The organism is Candidatus Binatia bacterium, assembly GCA_023150935.1.
Classification (GTDB): domain Bacteria; phylum Desulfobacterota; class Binatia; order HRBIN30; family HRBIN30; genus JAKLJW01.
In genome coordinates this window covers 1-15,599 of record JAKLJW010000030.1, presented here as the reverse complement: position 1 = coordinate 15,599, position 15,599 = coordinate 1, and the positions used below count along the sequence as shown (strand labels likewise).

Annotated in this window: 13 protein-coding genes and 1 pseudogene; 5 read left to right on the top strand and 9 right to left on the bottom strand. The window is 67.5% G+C overall.

Annotated features, from left to right (window positions below):
• The first annotated feature begins 5 nt into the window (after nt 1-5).
• From L6Q96_16450 to L6Q96_16430, 5 genes are read left to right on the top strand one after another with little or no spacing between them, the layout of a single operon-like run.
• Complete coding sequence (locus tag L6Q96_16450) at nt 6-1,277, top strand: (Fe-S)-binding protein (GenBank protein MCK6556147.1); 1,272 nt, start codon at nt 6-8, stop codon at nt 1,275-1,277.
• A 24-nt stretch (nt 1,278-1,301) separates the two neighbouring features.
• Complete coding sequence (locus L6Q96_16445; GenBank protein MCK6556146.1) at nt 1,302-2,867, top strand: FAD-binding oxidoreductase; 1,566 nt, start codon at nt 1,302-1,304, stop codon at nt 2,865-2,867.
• An 18-nt stretch (nt 2,868-2,885) separates the two neighbouring features.
• Entirely contained in the window at nt 2,886-3,893 is a 1,008-nt protein-coding gene (locus tag L6Q96_16440) for a U32 family peptidase (protein MCK6556145.1), read from the top strand.
• Nucleotides 3,890-4,705: a hypothetical protein gene (locus tag L6Q96_16435; protein ID MCK6556144.1), complete on the top strand. Its 816-nt coding sequence runs from the start codon at nt 3,890-3,892 to the stop codon at nt 4,703-4,705. Before L6Q96_16440 ends, L6Q96_16435 begins: the two co-directional genes overlap by 4 nt.
• Nucleotides 4,706-4,735: 30 nt before the next feature.
• Entirely contained in the window at nt 4,736-5,773 is a 1,038-nt protein-coding gene (locus tag L6Q96_16430) for a hypothetical protein (GenBank protein ID MCK6556143.1), read from the top strand.
• Between the two features lie 257 nt (nt 5,774-6,030).
• Here L6Q96_16430 and L6Q96_16425 read toward each other — a convergent pair whose 3' ends face one another.
• The 9 genes and pseudogenes from L6Q96_16425 to L6Q96_16385 all read right to left on the bottom strand — a co-directional run bounded on the left by L6Q96_16425 (nt 6,031) and on the right by L6Q96_16385 (nt 15,486).
• Nucleotides 6,031-6,447: a PaaI family thioesterase gene (locus L6Q96_16425; GenBank protein MCK6556142.1), complete on the bottom strand. Its 417-nt coding sequence runs from the start codon at nt 6,445-6,447 to the stop codon at nt 6,031-6,033.
• A complete protein-coding gene (locus L6Q96_16420; protein MCK6556141.1) occupies nt 6,444-7,121 on the bottom strand; it encodes an enoyl-CoA hydratase/isomerase family protein in 678 nt (225 codons plus the stop codon). Before L6Q96_16420 ends, L6Q96_16425 begins: the two co-directional genes overlap by 4 nt.
• A gap of 389 nt (nt 7,122-7,510) precedes the next feature.
• On the bottom strand, nt 7,511-8,470 hold the full coding sequence (locus L6Q96_16415) for a 2Fe-2S iron-sulfur cluster-binding protein (protein MCK6556140.1): 960 nt from the start codon (nt 8,468-8,470) through the stop codon (nt 7,511-7,513).
• A gap of 42 nt (nt 8,471-8,512) precedes the next feature.
• A pseudogene (locus tag L6Q96_16410) lies at nt 8,513-10,363 on the bottom strand (NAD(P)H-dependent oxidoreductase subunit E).
• Nucleotides 10,364-10,368: 5 nt separating this feature from the next.
• Nucleotides 10,369-12,294: a molybdopterin-dependent oxidoreductase gene (locus L6Q96_16405; GenBank protein MCK6556139.1), complete on the bottom strand. Its 1,926-nt coding sequence runs from the start codon at nt 12,292-12,294 to the stop codon at nt 10,369-10,371.
• Nucleotides 12,295-12,355: 61 nt separating this feature from the next.
• The gene (locus tag L6Q96_16400) at nt 12,356-13,219 is read right to left on the bottom strand and encodes a GNAT family N-acetyltransferase (protein MCK6556138.1); all 864 of its coding nucleotides are present in this window, start codon (nt 13,217-13,219) and stop codon (nt 12,356-12,358) included.
• Between the two features lie 79 nt (nt 13,220-13,298).
• Nucleotides 13,299-14,363, bottom strand: coding sequence for a lytic transglycosylase domain-containing protein (locus L6Q96_16395; protein MCK6556137.1), 1,065 nt, complete (start codon nt 14,361-14,363; stop codon nt 13,299-13,301).
• A 307-nt stretch (nt 14,364-14,670) separates the two neighbouring features.
• Nucleotides 14,671-14,958, bottom strand: coding sequence for a hypothetical protein (locus tag L6Q96_16390; protein MCK6556136.1), 288 nt, complete (start codon nt 14,956-14,958; stop codon nt 14,671-14,673).
• An 18-nt stretch (nt 14,959-14,976) separates the two neighbouring features.
• Nucleotides 14,977-15,486: a hypothetical protein gene (locus L6Q96_16385; protein ID MCK6556135.1), complete on the bottom strand. Its 510-nt coding sequence runs from the start codon at nt 15,484-15,486 to the stop codon at nt 14,977-14,979.
• Nucleotides 15,487-15,599 lie beyond the last annotated feature (113 nt).

Below are 15,599 nucleotides of genomic sequence, written 5' to 3'. Positions count from 1 at the left end.
CCACGATGGCACTGGAGGACTTCGAAGCCGACATGATGCGCTGTAGCCGCTGCTCGGACTGCAAGTTCGCGCCGGCATCCCAGCTCGACGAAGACTGGCCGGAGATCTGTCCGAGCATTGCGCGTTACGGATTCCACTCCTACTCCGCCGGCGGCCGCTTTGTCGCCGGCCTCTCGTTCCTGACCAAACGCGTGGGCTACTCGCCGGAACTACTGGACGTGCTCTACAAGTGCCAGCTCTGCGGCGCGTGCGACGTTGCCTGCAAGAAGGACCGCGAGCTCGAACCGCTGGAGATGATGACCGAATTCCGCGCCCACTGCGTGCGCGATGGACAGACGATTCCGGCGCACGCAAAGCTCATCGAGAGTCTGCGGCAAAACGACAACATGATGCAGCGGCCACGCGCCGGCCGCGGCGATTGGGCGAGGGGATTGGGTGTGCGGACCCTCGCCGAGGGCAACGTCGAGGTCGCCTACCACGCCGGCTGCCGCCTGTCTTTCGACAGTGCCCAGTGGAACATCGCCCGCAGTGCCATCGAGGTCCTGCAGCGCGCCGGACTCACCGTCGGTATCGCCGGCGACAATGAACTCTGCTGCGGCGGGCGCGCCTACGAGATGGGCTATCGGGAGCCGCTCGCTCACTATGCCGACCAGCACCGGAAGACGCTGGCCGCGGCGGGGGTCAAGACCCTCGTGACCTCGTGCGCCCACTGTTACCACGCCTTCAAAATCCTCTACCACAAGATCGGCAAGCCGCTCGGCGTCGACGTCGTGCACGTTACCGAGTACGTCGACCGGCTCATGGCAGCCGGCCGCCTCGAGCTGACCACCGAGGTTCCCATGGAGGTCACCTATCACGATCCCTGCCATCTCGGCCGGCTGGCCGAGCCGTGGATTCCCTGGGAGGGCGAAGAAAAGAAGGTCATGAACCAACTCGTCCTGCGCGATCCGCCCAAGGAGTTCCGGCGTGGTACCCACGGGGTCTATCGCGCCCCACGGCAGGTGCTCGAACGGATTCCCGGACTGCGACTGACCGAAATGGCGCGGATCGAGGGCTATAGCTGGTGCTGCGGCGCCGGGGGTGGGGTTCGCGAGGCGTACCCGGACTTCGCCGCGTGGACCGCACGGCAACGGCTCGACGAAGCCGCCGGCACGGGTGCCGACGCTCTGGTCACCGCCTGTCCGTGGTGCATCCGCAGCCTCGAAGACTCGACCCGGCAGACGGGCGCGACCATCGACGTCTACGACGTCATCGAGCTCGTGCACAAGGCGCTTTGAGCCCGCGCACGGAGGAACGACGAAATGGCTCTCTCCAGAGATGCGTACGTGGCCCTGCGGGATGTCGTCGGCCACGAGTTCATCAGCGACGATCCGGTGATCCTCGACAGCTATTCCTTCTATTTCCTTTCCGAGCTGATCACTGCCCTGGGGCACGGCGGCGAGAAGAAGTTCATTCCCAGACCGGCCGCCGTTCTGCTGCCGGAGAACACCGTGCAGGTGCAGGAGATCGTGCGCGTCTGCAACCGCAAAGGACTGCGGTTTCACGCTTTCTCCACCGGCGTCGTCTGCGAAGGCGGCGAGGACCGTATCCAGATCGATCTTCGCCGTATGAACCGGATCGTCGACATCGACGCGAAGAACAAGATCGCCGTAATCGAACCGTACGTGAGCAACGCGAGATTGTTCCACGCGGCGATCAAGAAAGGGCTGCGCGCACACGTGCATGCCGCGGGGGCCAACACCTCGCCGCTGGCAAGCGCAACGTCGGTGGGCGGAGAAGGCCCCGACAACCCCAGCGCCGGCTACAGCTCGCGCAACGTCCTCGGTGTCGAGTGGGTGCTGCCGACCGGCGAACTGCTGCAACTGGGCGCTCTCGGTGCCGGTGCGGGCTGGTTCTGCGGGGACGGTCCGGGACCCAGCCTGCGCGGCATGATGCGCGGTGTGTTCGGCGCCTTCGGCGGGCTTGGCGTGTTCACCAGGGTGGCGGTGAAGCTCTACCCGTGGCACGGCCCGGCCGTGTTCAAAGGTCATGGCCTGCCGCCCACCTACGACGGTGAACTGCCGGCAAACATGCGCTGTTTCTTCGCCGGCTTTCCGACCAGCGACCAGATGTACGACGCCGTCAACGCCGTCTGGGAAGAGGGCATCGCCCATACCTTCAACCGCATGCCGCGCTCGTTCCTCTGTTACGCCATGTCCGACTCGAACGAAGCGGCATGGGAGCTCTGGCAGTCCGGCCTGCTGGACCGCGAGCTTACCAACGGCATTTCGTTGATTCTCGCCGGTCACTCGCCCGCCGAGCTCGACTACAAGGAGAAGGTCCTCCACGAGATCCTGAGACGCACGGGTGGACGCCTCGCGGAGACGCTGCAACAGGAACCCCGACTCGCCCTCGGCGTCCTGCGCACCAGCATCCTAAGCGACCACGTCTTCCGCGGCGTCAGTCGCCCCAGCGGCGGTATACTCGAAGGGTACTACCTGAACGAATCGGTCGACGTCTCCCGCCTGAGCCACGACGCCTCATACGCTCACACCAAAACCTACACCGACCAGGGCATCTGCATCGACAACGGCGAAACCAACTGGGGCACTTTCAGCGACATCGCCTATCTGTCCGAACAGATCCCGCACTTCGACCCACGCGACGAGAAATCGGTGCAGGGCATGCTCGACTTGTTGGCGACTTCCTACCAGAAGCAATTCGAGACCCGCAGCGGCGCCGGGCTGTTCGCCAACATCGGGGCGCTCATGAACGACACGTTCGGACCCATGCTGAGCAACGTCCACGTGTGGAAGAAGAAGATCAAGAAGGCCTTCGATCCCAACACCGCGTGCGATCCCATGGGCTACGCCTTCCCGGAGGACTAGCGGAAAGGGAGCGGGACCGTGAAGATCATTGCTCCGGTAGATCGCCCAGACGAGGCGCAGGCGCTCATCGACGCCGGCGCCGACGAGCTGTTCTGCGGGCTGTACTGGGAACCGTGGCTGCAGACCTACACGATCGCGGCCGTCAACCGCCGCTCGGGTAGCATCGCCAGCATCGAATCGGTCGACGCTCTGGCGGAAACCGTCCGTATCGCACACGCCGCCGGTGTCCCGGTCTGCCTCACGATCAACGAGCACTACTACACGAGCGTACAGTACCCTCTGCTCTTCGAGTACATCGGTTGCGCGCTCGACACCGGCGTCGACAGCCTGATCGTCGCCGACCCGGCACTCGTTCTCGGTATCCGAGCGGCGAGACTCAATGCCGAGCTCCATCTCAGCACCGGCACGGCGATCTTCAACTCGGAGGCTGCGGCTTTCTTTCGCGATCTCGGCGTGTCGCGGGTCACGCTGGAGCGGCAGCAGACCATCGAAGAGGTCGGCAGCGTGGTGCGCAACCTTGACGGGATGGAAACCGCCGTCTTCGTGCTCAACGGACGCTGCCCCAACGTCGACGGCCTGTGCACGTACGACCACGTCCAGATCCCCGGCGAGGCGTTCAAGAACGCCTGCATGCTCCCGTGTCAGGTGCGCTGCCAGAGCGCCGGCACGGCCGCGCGACGCAAACGCGACGCCGATTATCGCCACGTCAGCCCCGTTGTCCGCCAGCGCGTGTGGGAACGCTATCACATGGATCAGTCGCCCTGCGGCGCCTGCGCACTGTACGACCTTGCGCGTCTCGGCGTGACTCACGTCAAGGTGGTTGGCCGAGGCAACCCGACGGCGCGCAAGCTCGCCGACGTGCGCTTCATCCGTGCGATGCTGACGCTCTCGACCGATCGGACGATCGACCGCAACCGCTTTCGGGACGCGGCTCGACTCCTGCACGCACACACTTACCGCCAGCCCTGCCGCAGCGCGACCTGTTACTACCCGGAAGCCATCGCCGCGCGGCCGAAAGTCGCATGAAGACTCCCCCGGTCCCCGAGCAGGCTCTTTACCTGACGCCGGCCACTCGTCCGGATGCGGACGCGAGCGGCTACTCGCGTATCTATTACGGCCACGAATTCTGCGAGCGATTGCTGCCGACGCCCGCCGAACTGAAGGCGGCGCTGGCATCCGCCGGACCGATGGGTGCCGCCTTCACGTTCGTCACCCCGTACGTTACCGAGCGCGGCCTGGGTCGCGTGCGGGACCTGCTCGTCGTGTTCGCCGCACACCACCCCGATGGCGAAGTGGTCTTCAACGACTGGGGAGTCCTGCGCCTCCTCAACCGAGAGTTCGCGACCCTGACGCCGGTGATGGGACGCCTCATGACCAAGATGAAGCGCGGCCCTCGGCTCGCCGATCTCGTCGACCGGTTCAACGCCGCGACGGCCGACTACTTCCGGACGTGCAGCCTCGACGTACCGATTTACCGGGAGTTCTTGCTGCAAGAGCGCGTCGCACGCGTCGAGCTGGACAACGTGCTCCAGGGCATCGACCTGTGCCTCGACGGGACCGGCCTGCACGCCTCCATCTACGTCCCGTTCGGCTACATAGCGACCACCCGTCTGTGTCTGGCCGCCGCCTGCGACACGCACGGCATGGAGGACGAGGTGGGCGTCCTACCTTGCAAGCAGGAGTGCCGCGACTACACGTTCGAGGTGCAGCCGCACGGCGCCGCGTCCGTTCAGCTCCGCAAGGGCAACACCGTGTTTTTCGAGAACACGCGAGTGCCGGACAACCTGGGCCGCAACGGGATCGACCGCGTCGTCGTGGAGCCGACGCTCCCATTCTGAAGACCCGTCACGGCCGGAAGGGGAAGCGCTATGACTCGGCACCAGAACGGAATCGAAGGGGTACACCTCGTCGGCAGCGTGCCGCTACGCGATGCCGAGGACGTGTTCCGCACGGCCAGTGCCCTGCTCGGTCCGCGATTGCAGCGGGTGTCGGACGGCGAAACCGGACTGCGCGCGGACTGGATTCACTGGCAGGCGGCGAACTTCCTGCAACATCCGCTGCTCGAGGCCGCGACACCGGAAGATGCCGCGACCTATTCCGCCGGCGCCTTCGTCAAGCTGCGCAGCGGGGCCGCCGCCGCCGACCTGAAGTTCCCCGAGCTCGGTTACGCCCGAGTGGCTGCGGAGTCTTTCGCTCACCTCTCCCGTCTCAAACGTATGGGGGTGGTTCCCCCGGGACTCCGTTTTCAGGTGAGCCTGCCCACGCCGCTGGCGCCGGTGACCTGGTTCGTCGCTCCCGTAGACCAGGCCGCCGTCGAACCGGCTTACGAGAAGGCCTTGCTGGCGGAAATCGATGCGCTTGCGGCCACGATTCCGCCCGACGAGCTGGCCGTCCAGTGGGACGTTGCCGTCGAGTTCGCGCTGCTGGAGGGCCTGCGGTCGCCGCACTTCCGAGATATCGAGGCGGGCATCGTCGAGCGGCTGATCCGAATCGGCAACCATGTTCCCGGCGGCGTCGAGCTCGGTTACCACCTCTGTTACGGCGACGCCGGCCACAAGCATTTCAAAGAGCCCGAAGACAGCGGCAAGCTGGTGCGTATCGCCAACGCGATCTCCGCCGGCGTGCGGCGACCGATCGACTGGATCCACCTGCCCGTGCCGCGCCCGCGCACCGACGCCGACTACTTCGCACCGCTGACCGGACGCCGGCTGCAGTCGCACACGACGCTGTACCTCGGCCTCGTACACCTCACCGACGGAATCGCTGGTGCCGAGAAACGCATCCGCGCGGCGCAATCGTTCGTTCCGGCCTTCGGCATCGGCACCGAATGCGGCATGGGTCGCCGCCCCCCCGACACCATTCCCGATCTCCTCCGCTTGCACGCCGAGATCGCCGACCGGCTGTGACCGCCAGGCGTAGGGGCAGGCCCCCGTGCCTGCCCGACGAGGATGCACACCGACGACCGCCATGCGTAGGGGCAGGCCCCCGTGCCTGCCCGACGAGGATGCACGCAGACGACCGCCATGCGTAGGGGCAGGCCCCCGTGCCTGCCCGATGAGGATGCACACCGACGACCGCCATGCGTAGGGGTAGGCCCCCGTGCCTGCCCGATGAGGATGCACACCGACGGTAGGGGCAGGCCTCGTGCAGGCCCCACCCGCCGTCAGCCGATGCGCACGAAAGTGCCGGTGGCGGTCGCACAGCAACGACCCTGGGCATCGAGAAGGCGGGCGCCGGATCGGGCGACGCTCGAGCCGAGGGCTACCACCGTGCCGATGGCCAGCAGATCGCCGATCGGCGCCGGACGCAGGAAGTCGGTACGCAGATCCACGGTCGTGAATATCTTTCCGGTCTCGGCGATCAGTGCCCACGTGCTGGCCGTATCGAGCACGCTGGACACGATACCGCCGTGCAGCCGTCCGGGAATACTCTCGAAGCGTTCGTCGAGCCGCACCAGGATTTCGACTCCCGCCCCACTGCGGCGGATCGTTGCACCGAGCGTGCGGTGGAAGGCGGCGGTACCGAACATCGCCGCCAGTTCCGCATCGTCCGGGCGGGGGGTGTCGTTTGCCGTACTCACAGATCGAGCGTCTCCCGGACGGCGATAGCCGCGCGCGCGATGGCCTTCGCCTTGGTGCGCATCAACCGGTCGCGCGGCGCCGTGTCGATGCGTTGCACGACGCGCGCCACCGCGTCGTCGAGGGCCTCCGGCGCCACGACTTCCGACACCAGGCCGAGAGTCAACGCCTCCTGTGCCGTGAGCTCCCGGCCTGTCAGGCATAGTTCGCGAGCTACCGCGCCGCCGACGAGATCGTGCAGCGGCGAGTAGACGACGTCGCCGAACGTAAACTCCGGATGCGCGAACCGGGCCGTTGTGACAGCGATGCGCACGTCGCAGCACACGGCGAGGTCGAAGCCGCCCGCCAGCGCGGGCCCGTTCACCGCGGCGAGCAGCGGCAGCGGGAACGACAGCAGCGTATGGTGGAAGCGATCGCTCGAGGCCCACAGAGCGCGCGAGAAATCGGCGTCCCCGGCGGCGCGGCGGAACTCGGAGAGATCGAAGCCTGCGGAGAACACCTCCCCCGCACCCGTGATCACGACGCACTTGCACGACTCGTCGCCGGCCATCGCGTCGAGAGCGTCGCTCACCTCGTCGCGCAGGGCAACGGAAAGCGCGTTGCGTTTGGCGGGGCGCTGGAGCGTCACCCGCGCCGCCGACGGTCCGATGCGATCGATGCCGATGGTCTCGCTCATTGCCGGCTCCCCCTTTCCATAATGTCCATTCGTTCGCGACTATGTCCGCGGGGCAATCCTCAATCAAGCAGCCCGGCCCACGGGGGCGCAGCGGCGTCGCCGTCGCTGGTCGAAGAATCTGCCACAACGTGGTGGAATTTCCGCCATGGTGAGACGGCATGTGACGCCCCTCTCGATTCATTCGTTGCAGCGGTTTCCGGTCGTGCTGCCGATCGGGGCCCGCCAGGTCGGCAAGTCGACCCCGGTCCGGGAGGGCATTCGGACGACATAGCTTGGCGGGAAACGATCCCGCTCGACGATGCTACCGTCGCCGTCCCCGTCCCGGCGTTCCTCGCGATGCCCGGCGGGAAGACATCGGGCGCTGCCCGAAGCGGCGCGAGAACCGAAAATCAGCGCCGGCGTTCGTCTTCGGCGCGGTCGACGTCGTGCACGAAGCGCCAGCCGAAGCGGCCTTTGATGCAGAGATTTCCGCGCGTGACGCTGTTGTCCAGCGGCGACGTCACCTTCACGATTCGTCCGTCCTGTACGTGCAGGCGCAACGTGCAACCGATGCCGCAATACGGGCATACCGTGTCCGTAACGCTTTGCCGGGTCTCGTCGTAACGGCCGGCGCCGCGCAGGTCGTATTCGTCCCTGGCCAGCAACGCCCCGGTCGGGCACACGGCGACGCAGTTGCCGCAGTATACGCACGCCGAGGCCGGCAGAGGCACGGCGAATTCGGTGCCGATGCGCGCCTCGAATCCGCGCCCCGCGACACCGATGGCAAAGGTGTTCTGGTAGTCCGCACCACACGTGGCTACGCACCGGTAACAGAGCACGCACTTGCCGTAGTCGCGCACGTAGAGGTTGTTGTCGATCTTGACCGGCTGGGCGACGCCGGCGGCAACACCGGGATCGACCGGCGCCGGATGCCCGGCTTGACCGCCATCGCGGTCGTGTGCCGACTGTGCCGGACCGTACCGTGTCGGATCGCAACCGTAAGCGTCCAACAGGCCCCGGAGCGCCGGTGCGGCCGTGAGGTCGACCGACGACGCCAGCATCTCCAACACCATCCTGCGCGCGTGGCGCACCCGCTCCGACTGCGTGTGCACCCGCAGGCCCGGCTCGACGAGTCGCGTACAGCTCTGCACGAGCGCGCGGGCACCCTCGATCTCGACCACACACAGCCGGCAAGCGTTCGCCGGGGTCAGCGTCTCCAGGTAGCAAAGGGTGGGAACCTCGATGCCGTGGTTGCGGCAGGCGCCGAGAATCGTCGTGCCGGGCGGTACTCGCACCCAGCGGCCGTCGATACCTAGATCGATGCCATCCGCCAGGCCACCGCTCGCTTGCGAAACCGGCGCCGCCGACATTGCCTTGCGGGGCTGCTCCGGCACGACTTCGCCGAAGAGCCGCAACCGCGCGATTGCCGACTCGACCGCCGAGTGCGCCGTCTGACCGAGTCCGCACATCGACGCGTCGCGCATCGCCGTCCCGACGCCGGCAAGCAGCCCGATTTCTGCGGCCACGGAGCCGCGCGGCGTACCCGCCGCCAGGCGCACCAGCGACTCCTCCTGGCGTACCGTCCCTACTCGGCAAGGCACGCAGCGTCCGCAGGACTCCTCACGGAAGAAACGCGCGATGCGCATTACCGTGTCGCGCAGATCGACCGTATCGTCGAACGCCATCACCACACCCGAGCCGAGCGTCACACCCGCGGCTCGCGCGGCCTCCAACGACAGCTCCAGGTCGATCTCGTCGGGCCGCACGAAGCTGCCGGCGGCACCCCCCAGCAGGACCGCTTGCAGAGTGCGCCCTGCCGCCACGCCGCCGGCCAGTGCCAGCAGGTCGCGCAGGGTGGTGCCCAACTCCACCTCGTACACCCCGGGATGGCGCACGGTGCCGCTGACCGAAAAGAGACGTGTGCCCGTCGACTCCGCCGTGCCGATACGCGCAAACGCCGCTCCGCCGTCACTGACGATCGACAGCACGTTGACCAGGGTCTCCACGTTGTTGACGAGGGTCGGTTTGCCGAACAGCCCTGCCGCGGTGGGGAAGGGCGGCCTGACGCGCGGCTCGCCGCGCTGGCCCTCGATCGACGCCAGCAGCGCCGTCTCCTCGCCACAGACATACGCGCCAGCTCCGCGGCGCACCTCGACGTCGAAGGTGAAGCCGCGCCGCATGATGTCCGCCCGGAGCAGACCCGCGGCACGCGCGGCCGCCACGGCATGGGCGATGCGCCGGTAAGCCAGCGGGTACTCGGCTCGCACGTAGAGAATCCCCCGTTCGCACCCGGCGGCGAACGCCGCGATCGTCATCGCCTCGACAACCGCGAAGGGATCGCCGCAGAGCAGCACCCGATCCTTGAAAGTTCCGGGCTCCGATTCGTCGGCGTTGCAGACCAGATAGCGGGGCGTCGATGAGGCGCGGCGCACCGCCTCCCACTTGGCTGCCGTCGGAAACGCGGCACCGCCGCGCCCGACCAGCTTCGCCACCGCCACCTCGCGCCGCACCGCTTCCGGGCCAATCTCCAACGCACGGGCAAGCGCCGCATAGCCGCCCGCCTCCCGGTACGCGTCAAGGCTCTCGGGGTTCACCGCACCGACTCGCGCCAGCAGACGCAACGACGGATCGCCGCGCTGGGGCAGCGGAGGATCGGCGCTCGCATCGACCGGATCGCCCTCACCGGCGAGCAGAGCGCGGACCCGCGCCGCATCGACACCCCCCACCTGCACCTCGATCGGTGCAACCCCGGCCTCCGTAACCAGCGCCGCCGGAGCACGATCGCACAGCCCGAGGCACGCCGTGCGCATCGACGCCGGCCGCTCCCCATCGCCCGGATCGCCCTCGCCTCCCGCCGCCGTGCCAGTTGCTGCCGCGGCCGCAGCGCCGACGGCGGCCGCACCCCGGGTGCGGCAGGCGATGTCATCGCAAACGCGAACGACGCGCCGCGGCTGCGGCGCGGTCGCGAGCGAGCCATAGAAGCTGGCCACCGACCAGGCCTCCGCCGGCGGTACCCCGAGGCGCTCGCACACGTAGGCGAGTCCACCCGGAGTGATCCAGCCGACCCGTGCCTGCAGCGCTTGCAAGCACGGCAGCAGCCGGTGGCGTTCGCTCCGTTGCGCGCGGCCGCCATAGGCAACGCGGAAATCGCGCGGGTTGCCGCGCTCGCCGCCATCCCACGCCGACAGCGGCGGCCCCAGCACCCGATCGACGGCATCGCGCTCCGCGGCACTCGGTCTGGCGTCCGGCAGGCGAATGTCCATCGCGTCTACCTCGATACGGCCGCGATGCGCACCGCGCAGGCCTTGAACTCCGACGTGCCCGATTTCGGATCGAAGGCATCTATCGTCAGGGCGTTGGTGTTGGTCACGTCGGGAAAATTGACCGGCATGAACACCAGACCCGGACGCAGGCCGCCGTCGATTCCGGCTCGTGCGGTCACGCGGCCGCGACGGGAGACCACCTCGACCAGCGCACCGGAAACGATCCCGAGCCGCTGCGCGTCTTCGGGGGCAAGATCGATCGCCTCGCTGCGGCGCAGCGGCGGATTGTACGACGCCGTCTGCACGCCGGTGTTGTAGACCTCGAGGCGGCGACCGGTGGTCAACAGGAACGGATATTCCGCGTCGGGCGGTTCGACCGGGCCGTCATGGTGTACGACGGAAAACGGCGCCGCGCGCCCGCCGCGCGGCTCTTCCCACAGGCGGGCGTGCAGGAACGCGGTGCCCGGGTGCGACTCGTCGGGGCATGGCCACTGGATGCCGTTGAGGGCGTCGAGGCGGGCGTAACTCAGTCCGGCGAAGATCGGGGCGATCGAACGAAACTCGTTCCAGATCGACTCCGCCGTCGGATGCTCCCACGCAACCCCCATGCGGCGGGCAACCTCCGCGAGAATCCAGAGGTCGTCGCGAGCGTCCGGCGGGGGATCGAGGGCCTTGCGCACCCGTTGCACCCGGCGTTCGCTGTTGGTCATCGTCCCTTCGCTCTCGCACCATGTCGCCGCCGCGGGCAGGACGACGTCGGCGAACTCGGCCGTGCGGGTCAGAAACACCTCCTGCACGACGAGATGATCGAGGCCGCGCAGAAGTTCCTCGACATGCCCGGCATTGGCGTCGGAATGGGCCGGGTTTTCGCCGACGATGTAGAGCGCGCGCAGTTCTCTGCGCTCCATGGCGAGCAGCATTTGGGTCAGGTTCCAGCCGTAGTGGGAAATGATCGGCACCTGCCAGAGAGCCTCGAAGAGGCGGCGCGAGTCCGGGTTCAGGATGTCGTGGAAGCCGGGCAGTCGATGCGGCAAAGCGCCCATCTCGCCGCCGCCCTGGACGTTGTTCTGGCCGCGCAGGGGGTTGCAGCCCGAGGCCCACTTGCCGACGTGCCCGGTGAGCAGGGCGAGGTTGATCAGTGCGAGTACGCAGTCGACGGCGTTGTGATGCTGGGCGATGCCGAGGGTCCAGAAGATCATCGCCTTGCTGGCGCGCGCATAGGTGTGCGCGGCTTCGCGGATGACCTCGGCGGGTACGCCGGTAGTCCGTTCGGCCTCGGTCAGGGTGTAGCCGTCGACGGCGGTACGGTAGGCCTCGAAACCTTCGGTCGCGTTGGCGATGAACTCGGGGTGGTGCAGTCCCGCGGCGATGATCTCCCGAGCCATGGCATTGGCGAGGGCAATGTCGGTGCCGACGTCCAGACCCAGCCAGACGTCGGCCCACTGTGCCGACGCGGTGCGGCGGGGGTCCATGACATACAGGCGGGCGCCCTTATGGAGGCCCTTGAGAAGATGTTGAAACCAGACCGGGTGGGCGTCGCGGGCGTTCGAGCCCCACAGCAGGATAACGTCGGTATCTTCCACCTCGCGATACGAATTGGTGCCGCCGCCCAAACCGAAGATGGTCGTCAGACCGACGACGCTGGGGGCGTGTCAGGTACGGTTGCAGCTATCGATATTGTTGGTGCGAAAAGCGACGCGGGCGACTTTCTGTGCCAGATAGTTGACTTCGTTGGTAGCCTTCGAGCAGCTCAGCATGGCAATCGCTTCGCCGCCGTGGGTTTCCTGGATGCGCCTGAACCCGCCGACGGCACGCTCGAGCGCAACGTCCCAGGTTGCCGGTTGCAAGCGGCCGTTTTCCCGAACCAACGGTTGGATCAAGCGGCCGGAGCGGCGCGCATCGGCGTGAGGGTTCACCAGTGTCTCCTCCATCCGAGGGGTGGTCGGTCAATGATGGACGTTGTTGCCGGCGATGGCAACTCGCCCGCCGCCGTCAATACGCCACGGACGGGAAGTAGCAGCCTACCGGCTCCTGATACGCGCGCAGGGTCATCAGGGTCATCGGTTTCCGGATGCGTAGCCGGGCGCCCAGGCACCAGCGGAACATCGCCGTTTGCCGGGTGGGCAGGAGGAAGGTGACCGGTTCTTCGCGGAGCGCGGCCGCACCGAGGACGAGTTCCTGCAGGTCCGCCTCCGATTCCGCCACCCCGTGCGCAACCTGCCAGAAGGACAGAGTCGTAACGTAAGCCGTGATGCGGTCACCACGCTCGGCGATCAGCGGAGTGAGGGAACGCAGTGCTCCCCGGAGTTCGGCAGTGCGGGGCGCCCCGTGAACCCGCTCGCACAGCGTGGCGCACGCCGGCAGGTCCGACGGCCGCATTGGCCGGACCACGACGCCCCGGTCACGGGCTCCGGTCGGCCGACCGCGCAGCAATACCAGAGGCTCGCGTACGGCAAAGCCGAGGCTGGTGTACAACGCCATCGACGTGGCGTTGAAGGCGTCCTGCACCAGACGGATACCCGGAGCCTGTTTTCCCCGCTCCAGCATCGCCGCCATGAGCTGCCGCCCGACCCCCGCATGCTGGACCCCGGGATCGACGGATATCGGGCCGACGGCGCGAATCGGATCGGCCTCGGCCAGGAAACTCGATCCGACGATGCGCCCGCTCGCCTCGGCCACGACCCCGTGGAAGGTGGGCTGATTAAGCAAGTGGGTCACGACACGCGTGGCCTGCTCGTTGTTATCGAAATCGGCCTCGAAGCCGTGCTGGTCCGCAATGGCCTTGAAAGCCGCATAAAGTACCCGCCCGCAGGCGGCGGCATCCATCTGTGTCGCTTCTCGAACCGTTACGTGCATCGCCCAGTGGCCTCGACCCGAGCGTATCGTCCTTTGGACAACGAAGAAATCGGATTCCGCCCGGCGACCGTTACCGCGGTCAAGAAGACGGGCGGGCGCGACGGATCGCAGGCAGCGGCTCCGCAGGGAACCCCGGTATGCCGACCTCCTGAATCGTCCGGGCGTTCTCGCCGTCCTCGTAGCGCGGCAGCTGCCCGCCGGTGCGCCACAGACGGTAGGCAAGCGCGCCGGCGAGAACCCGAATCGGGTAGTCGCGCGGCAGGAGCTGCAAGTAAGGCTGGATGGTGACGAAGTCGCGTGCGCCGTACTGGTCCATGATCGAACGCAGCCCGCCGTTGCGCGGTCCCATGTTGTACGCCAGCAGACCGAGGAATATATCGCCGTCGACATCGTCGAGGTAGAGCCGCAAGGTCGCCGCGCCCGCGAAGGCGTTGTGCCGATGGTCGCGGGGGTCGATACGCTTCACCCTGAGCGCCTGTCTTGCCGCCTCGACCGCCGGGGCCGGCAGGTTGGTCAATTGGAACAGCCCACGGCCGCCGTCCTTGCTCGTGCGCGGCAGGAACGACGACTCCGTCGCGGCGACACCCATGAGCACTTCACCGTCCAGATCGAACGCCGCTGCGGCATCGTGTACGGCTGCCTCGTAGTCGTGCGCCCGCTCGAGCATGCGTCGCCACTCGGCAGGATCGGCGCGCCGATAAGTGGCGTACACCTGATGTGCAATGGCAATCCGTTCCGCCTCGGCCTGACCGCCGACGAGGCCCTGCAGGTCGGCGAGAGCGTCGTGGAACCCCGGTCGCGTCGCCAGCCCAACCGACACGGCTGCCAGAGACAGCGCGACCCCGACCGGCAGCCACGACGCCCATCTCGACAGCCATGCCCGCGCCCGTACCCACCCCCACAACAGGCCGGCGGTCAGTACGCCGAGACCGAGTACCGCCGCGGCGAACGGAAGCAGGTGCGCCCACAGCCCGGCGCCGGCGAACCACGCCGCAAAACGCCCCAGCCCGGCAATGACTACGACCACACCGACAATACTCAGGGCCAGCCCCTCGGCGCCGAGCAGGCAGAGAGCCCGCAACGCAGCCCGTCGCTGGGCCTGCGCCGCCGCCTTCTTCGTCCGCGGCCCCCGCCTCTGCGCCACCGGTCGCCCCGCGGTCCGCTTCCGTCGCACCGGTGCGGGAGGTCGCGTCGTCGCCGTCCCCGCCGGCGTTTTACCCCCGTCCTCAACCACGCTGCGCATCGTAGCAGAGGCAGCCGTGGGGCTGCAGCACCTGTATGGCGCACTCCGGTCGGCGTCGGGGCCAGGGTCGATATCGCGCGCATCGCGAGCTTCGGTCGCGAGCCCTGATGGGGGGATCGATACCGCCGGCGCCGAGAGCTTGCGCAGCCGAGGGAGATCCGTGCTTCGGTGGACCGGCCCCGGTCGGGCAAGAGCCGTTCGCCCACGGTCACGGATCGATGCGCATGAAGTTGTCGCGCCACGACTGATCTTTGCCCCATGCGAACGGAGTCTGGACGGTGGTGCGCGGGTGGCGGGCACTCTCGATGAGATCCAGAGCCATGCCGACGATCTGCTTCTGCATCACGACGTCGTAAGGCTTGCCGCAGGGGTTACCGAGCGGAAAGTCCGTGAACACGAAGCGCGCCACCCCGCAGTGCTCGACGATGTCGCGCGCCGAGCCGAGTACGACGGTGGCGATGCCGGCGGCTTCGAGTTGCCGGGCGACCAGACTCACGGTCTGGTGGCAGACGGGTCACAGGGGAACCAGCAAGGCGGCAGCGGCGCCGTCTTCGCGGCAGCGGCGCACGATCTCCGGTGCGTCACGTTCGATCGTACTGCGTTGACTGTATTCCGTGGGTACGCAGTGCAGCCGTGCGGCGACCCGGCCAACGCGACCTTCGCGGACGAACTCCCCGAGGCGGTGGATCGGGAAGAACGAGTCGAGATCGTCGGTGTGGGTCGCCCCGCGATCCCAGAACAGGCCCTCGGTCGAAAGCTTGGCGGGAGGCGGCGCGCCGGATATCGAGAACACCTTGCGCGACTCCGGTACGTCGTCGGCGTTGTCGGGCGCCGGCATGGCCGTGGTGACGATGGTTACCGCCGACTGCGCCAGCGGCCTCGCCAGGGGCGCGAACGGGACGTCCTCGAAATGCGCCCAGCGGTACGGGTTCGAGTAACCGCGCGCGAGATATAAGTCGCGACTCTTGTCGATGTAGCTGACGTAGGTGCGATGGGTCGGGTCCACTCCGCGGATGCCGGTCATAATGCGTACTCGATCGCCGGGGTTCCGTAGCGCTGCCTAAGTACTCCGGTTCATTAATTCGGCAGCGTATTCCGTTCGCCCCGAGTAGCACCATCTTTCCGGCGGCGTATCGA

Coding starts and splice junctions, on each gene's coding strand:
- L6Q96_16450 (MCK6556147.1), top strand. CDS start 6: ATGGCACTGGAGGACTTCGAAGCCGACATGATGCGCTGTAGCCGCTGC.
- L6Q96_16445 (MCK6556146.1), top strand. CDS start 1,302: ATGGCTCTCTCCAGAGATGCGTACGTGGCCCTGCGGGATGTCGTCGGC.
- L6Q96_16435 (MCK6556144.1), top strand. CDS start 3,890: ATGAAGACTCCCCCGGTCCCCGAGCAGGCTCTTTACCTGACGCCGGCC.
- L6Q96_16430 (MCK6556143.1), top strand. CDS start 4,736: ATGACTCGGCACCAGAACGGAATCGAAGGGGTACACCTCGTCGGCAGC.
- L6Q96_16420 (MCK6556141.1), bottom strand. CDS start 7,121: ATGAGCGAGACCATCGGCATCGATCGCATCGGACCGTCGGCGGCGCGG.
- L6Q96_16415 (MCK6556140.1), bottom strand. CDS start 8,470: ATGTCGGCGGCGCCGGTTTCGCAAGCGAGCGGTGGCCTGGCGGATGGC.
- L6Q96_16400 (MCK6556138.1), bottom strand. CDS start 13,219: ATGCACGTAACGGTTCGAGAAGCGACACAGATGGATGCCGCCGCCTGC.
- L6Q96_16385 (MCK6556135.1), bottom strand. CDS start 15,486: ATGACCGGCATCCGCGGAGTGGACCCGACCCATCGCACCTACGTCAGC.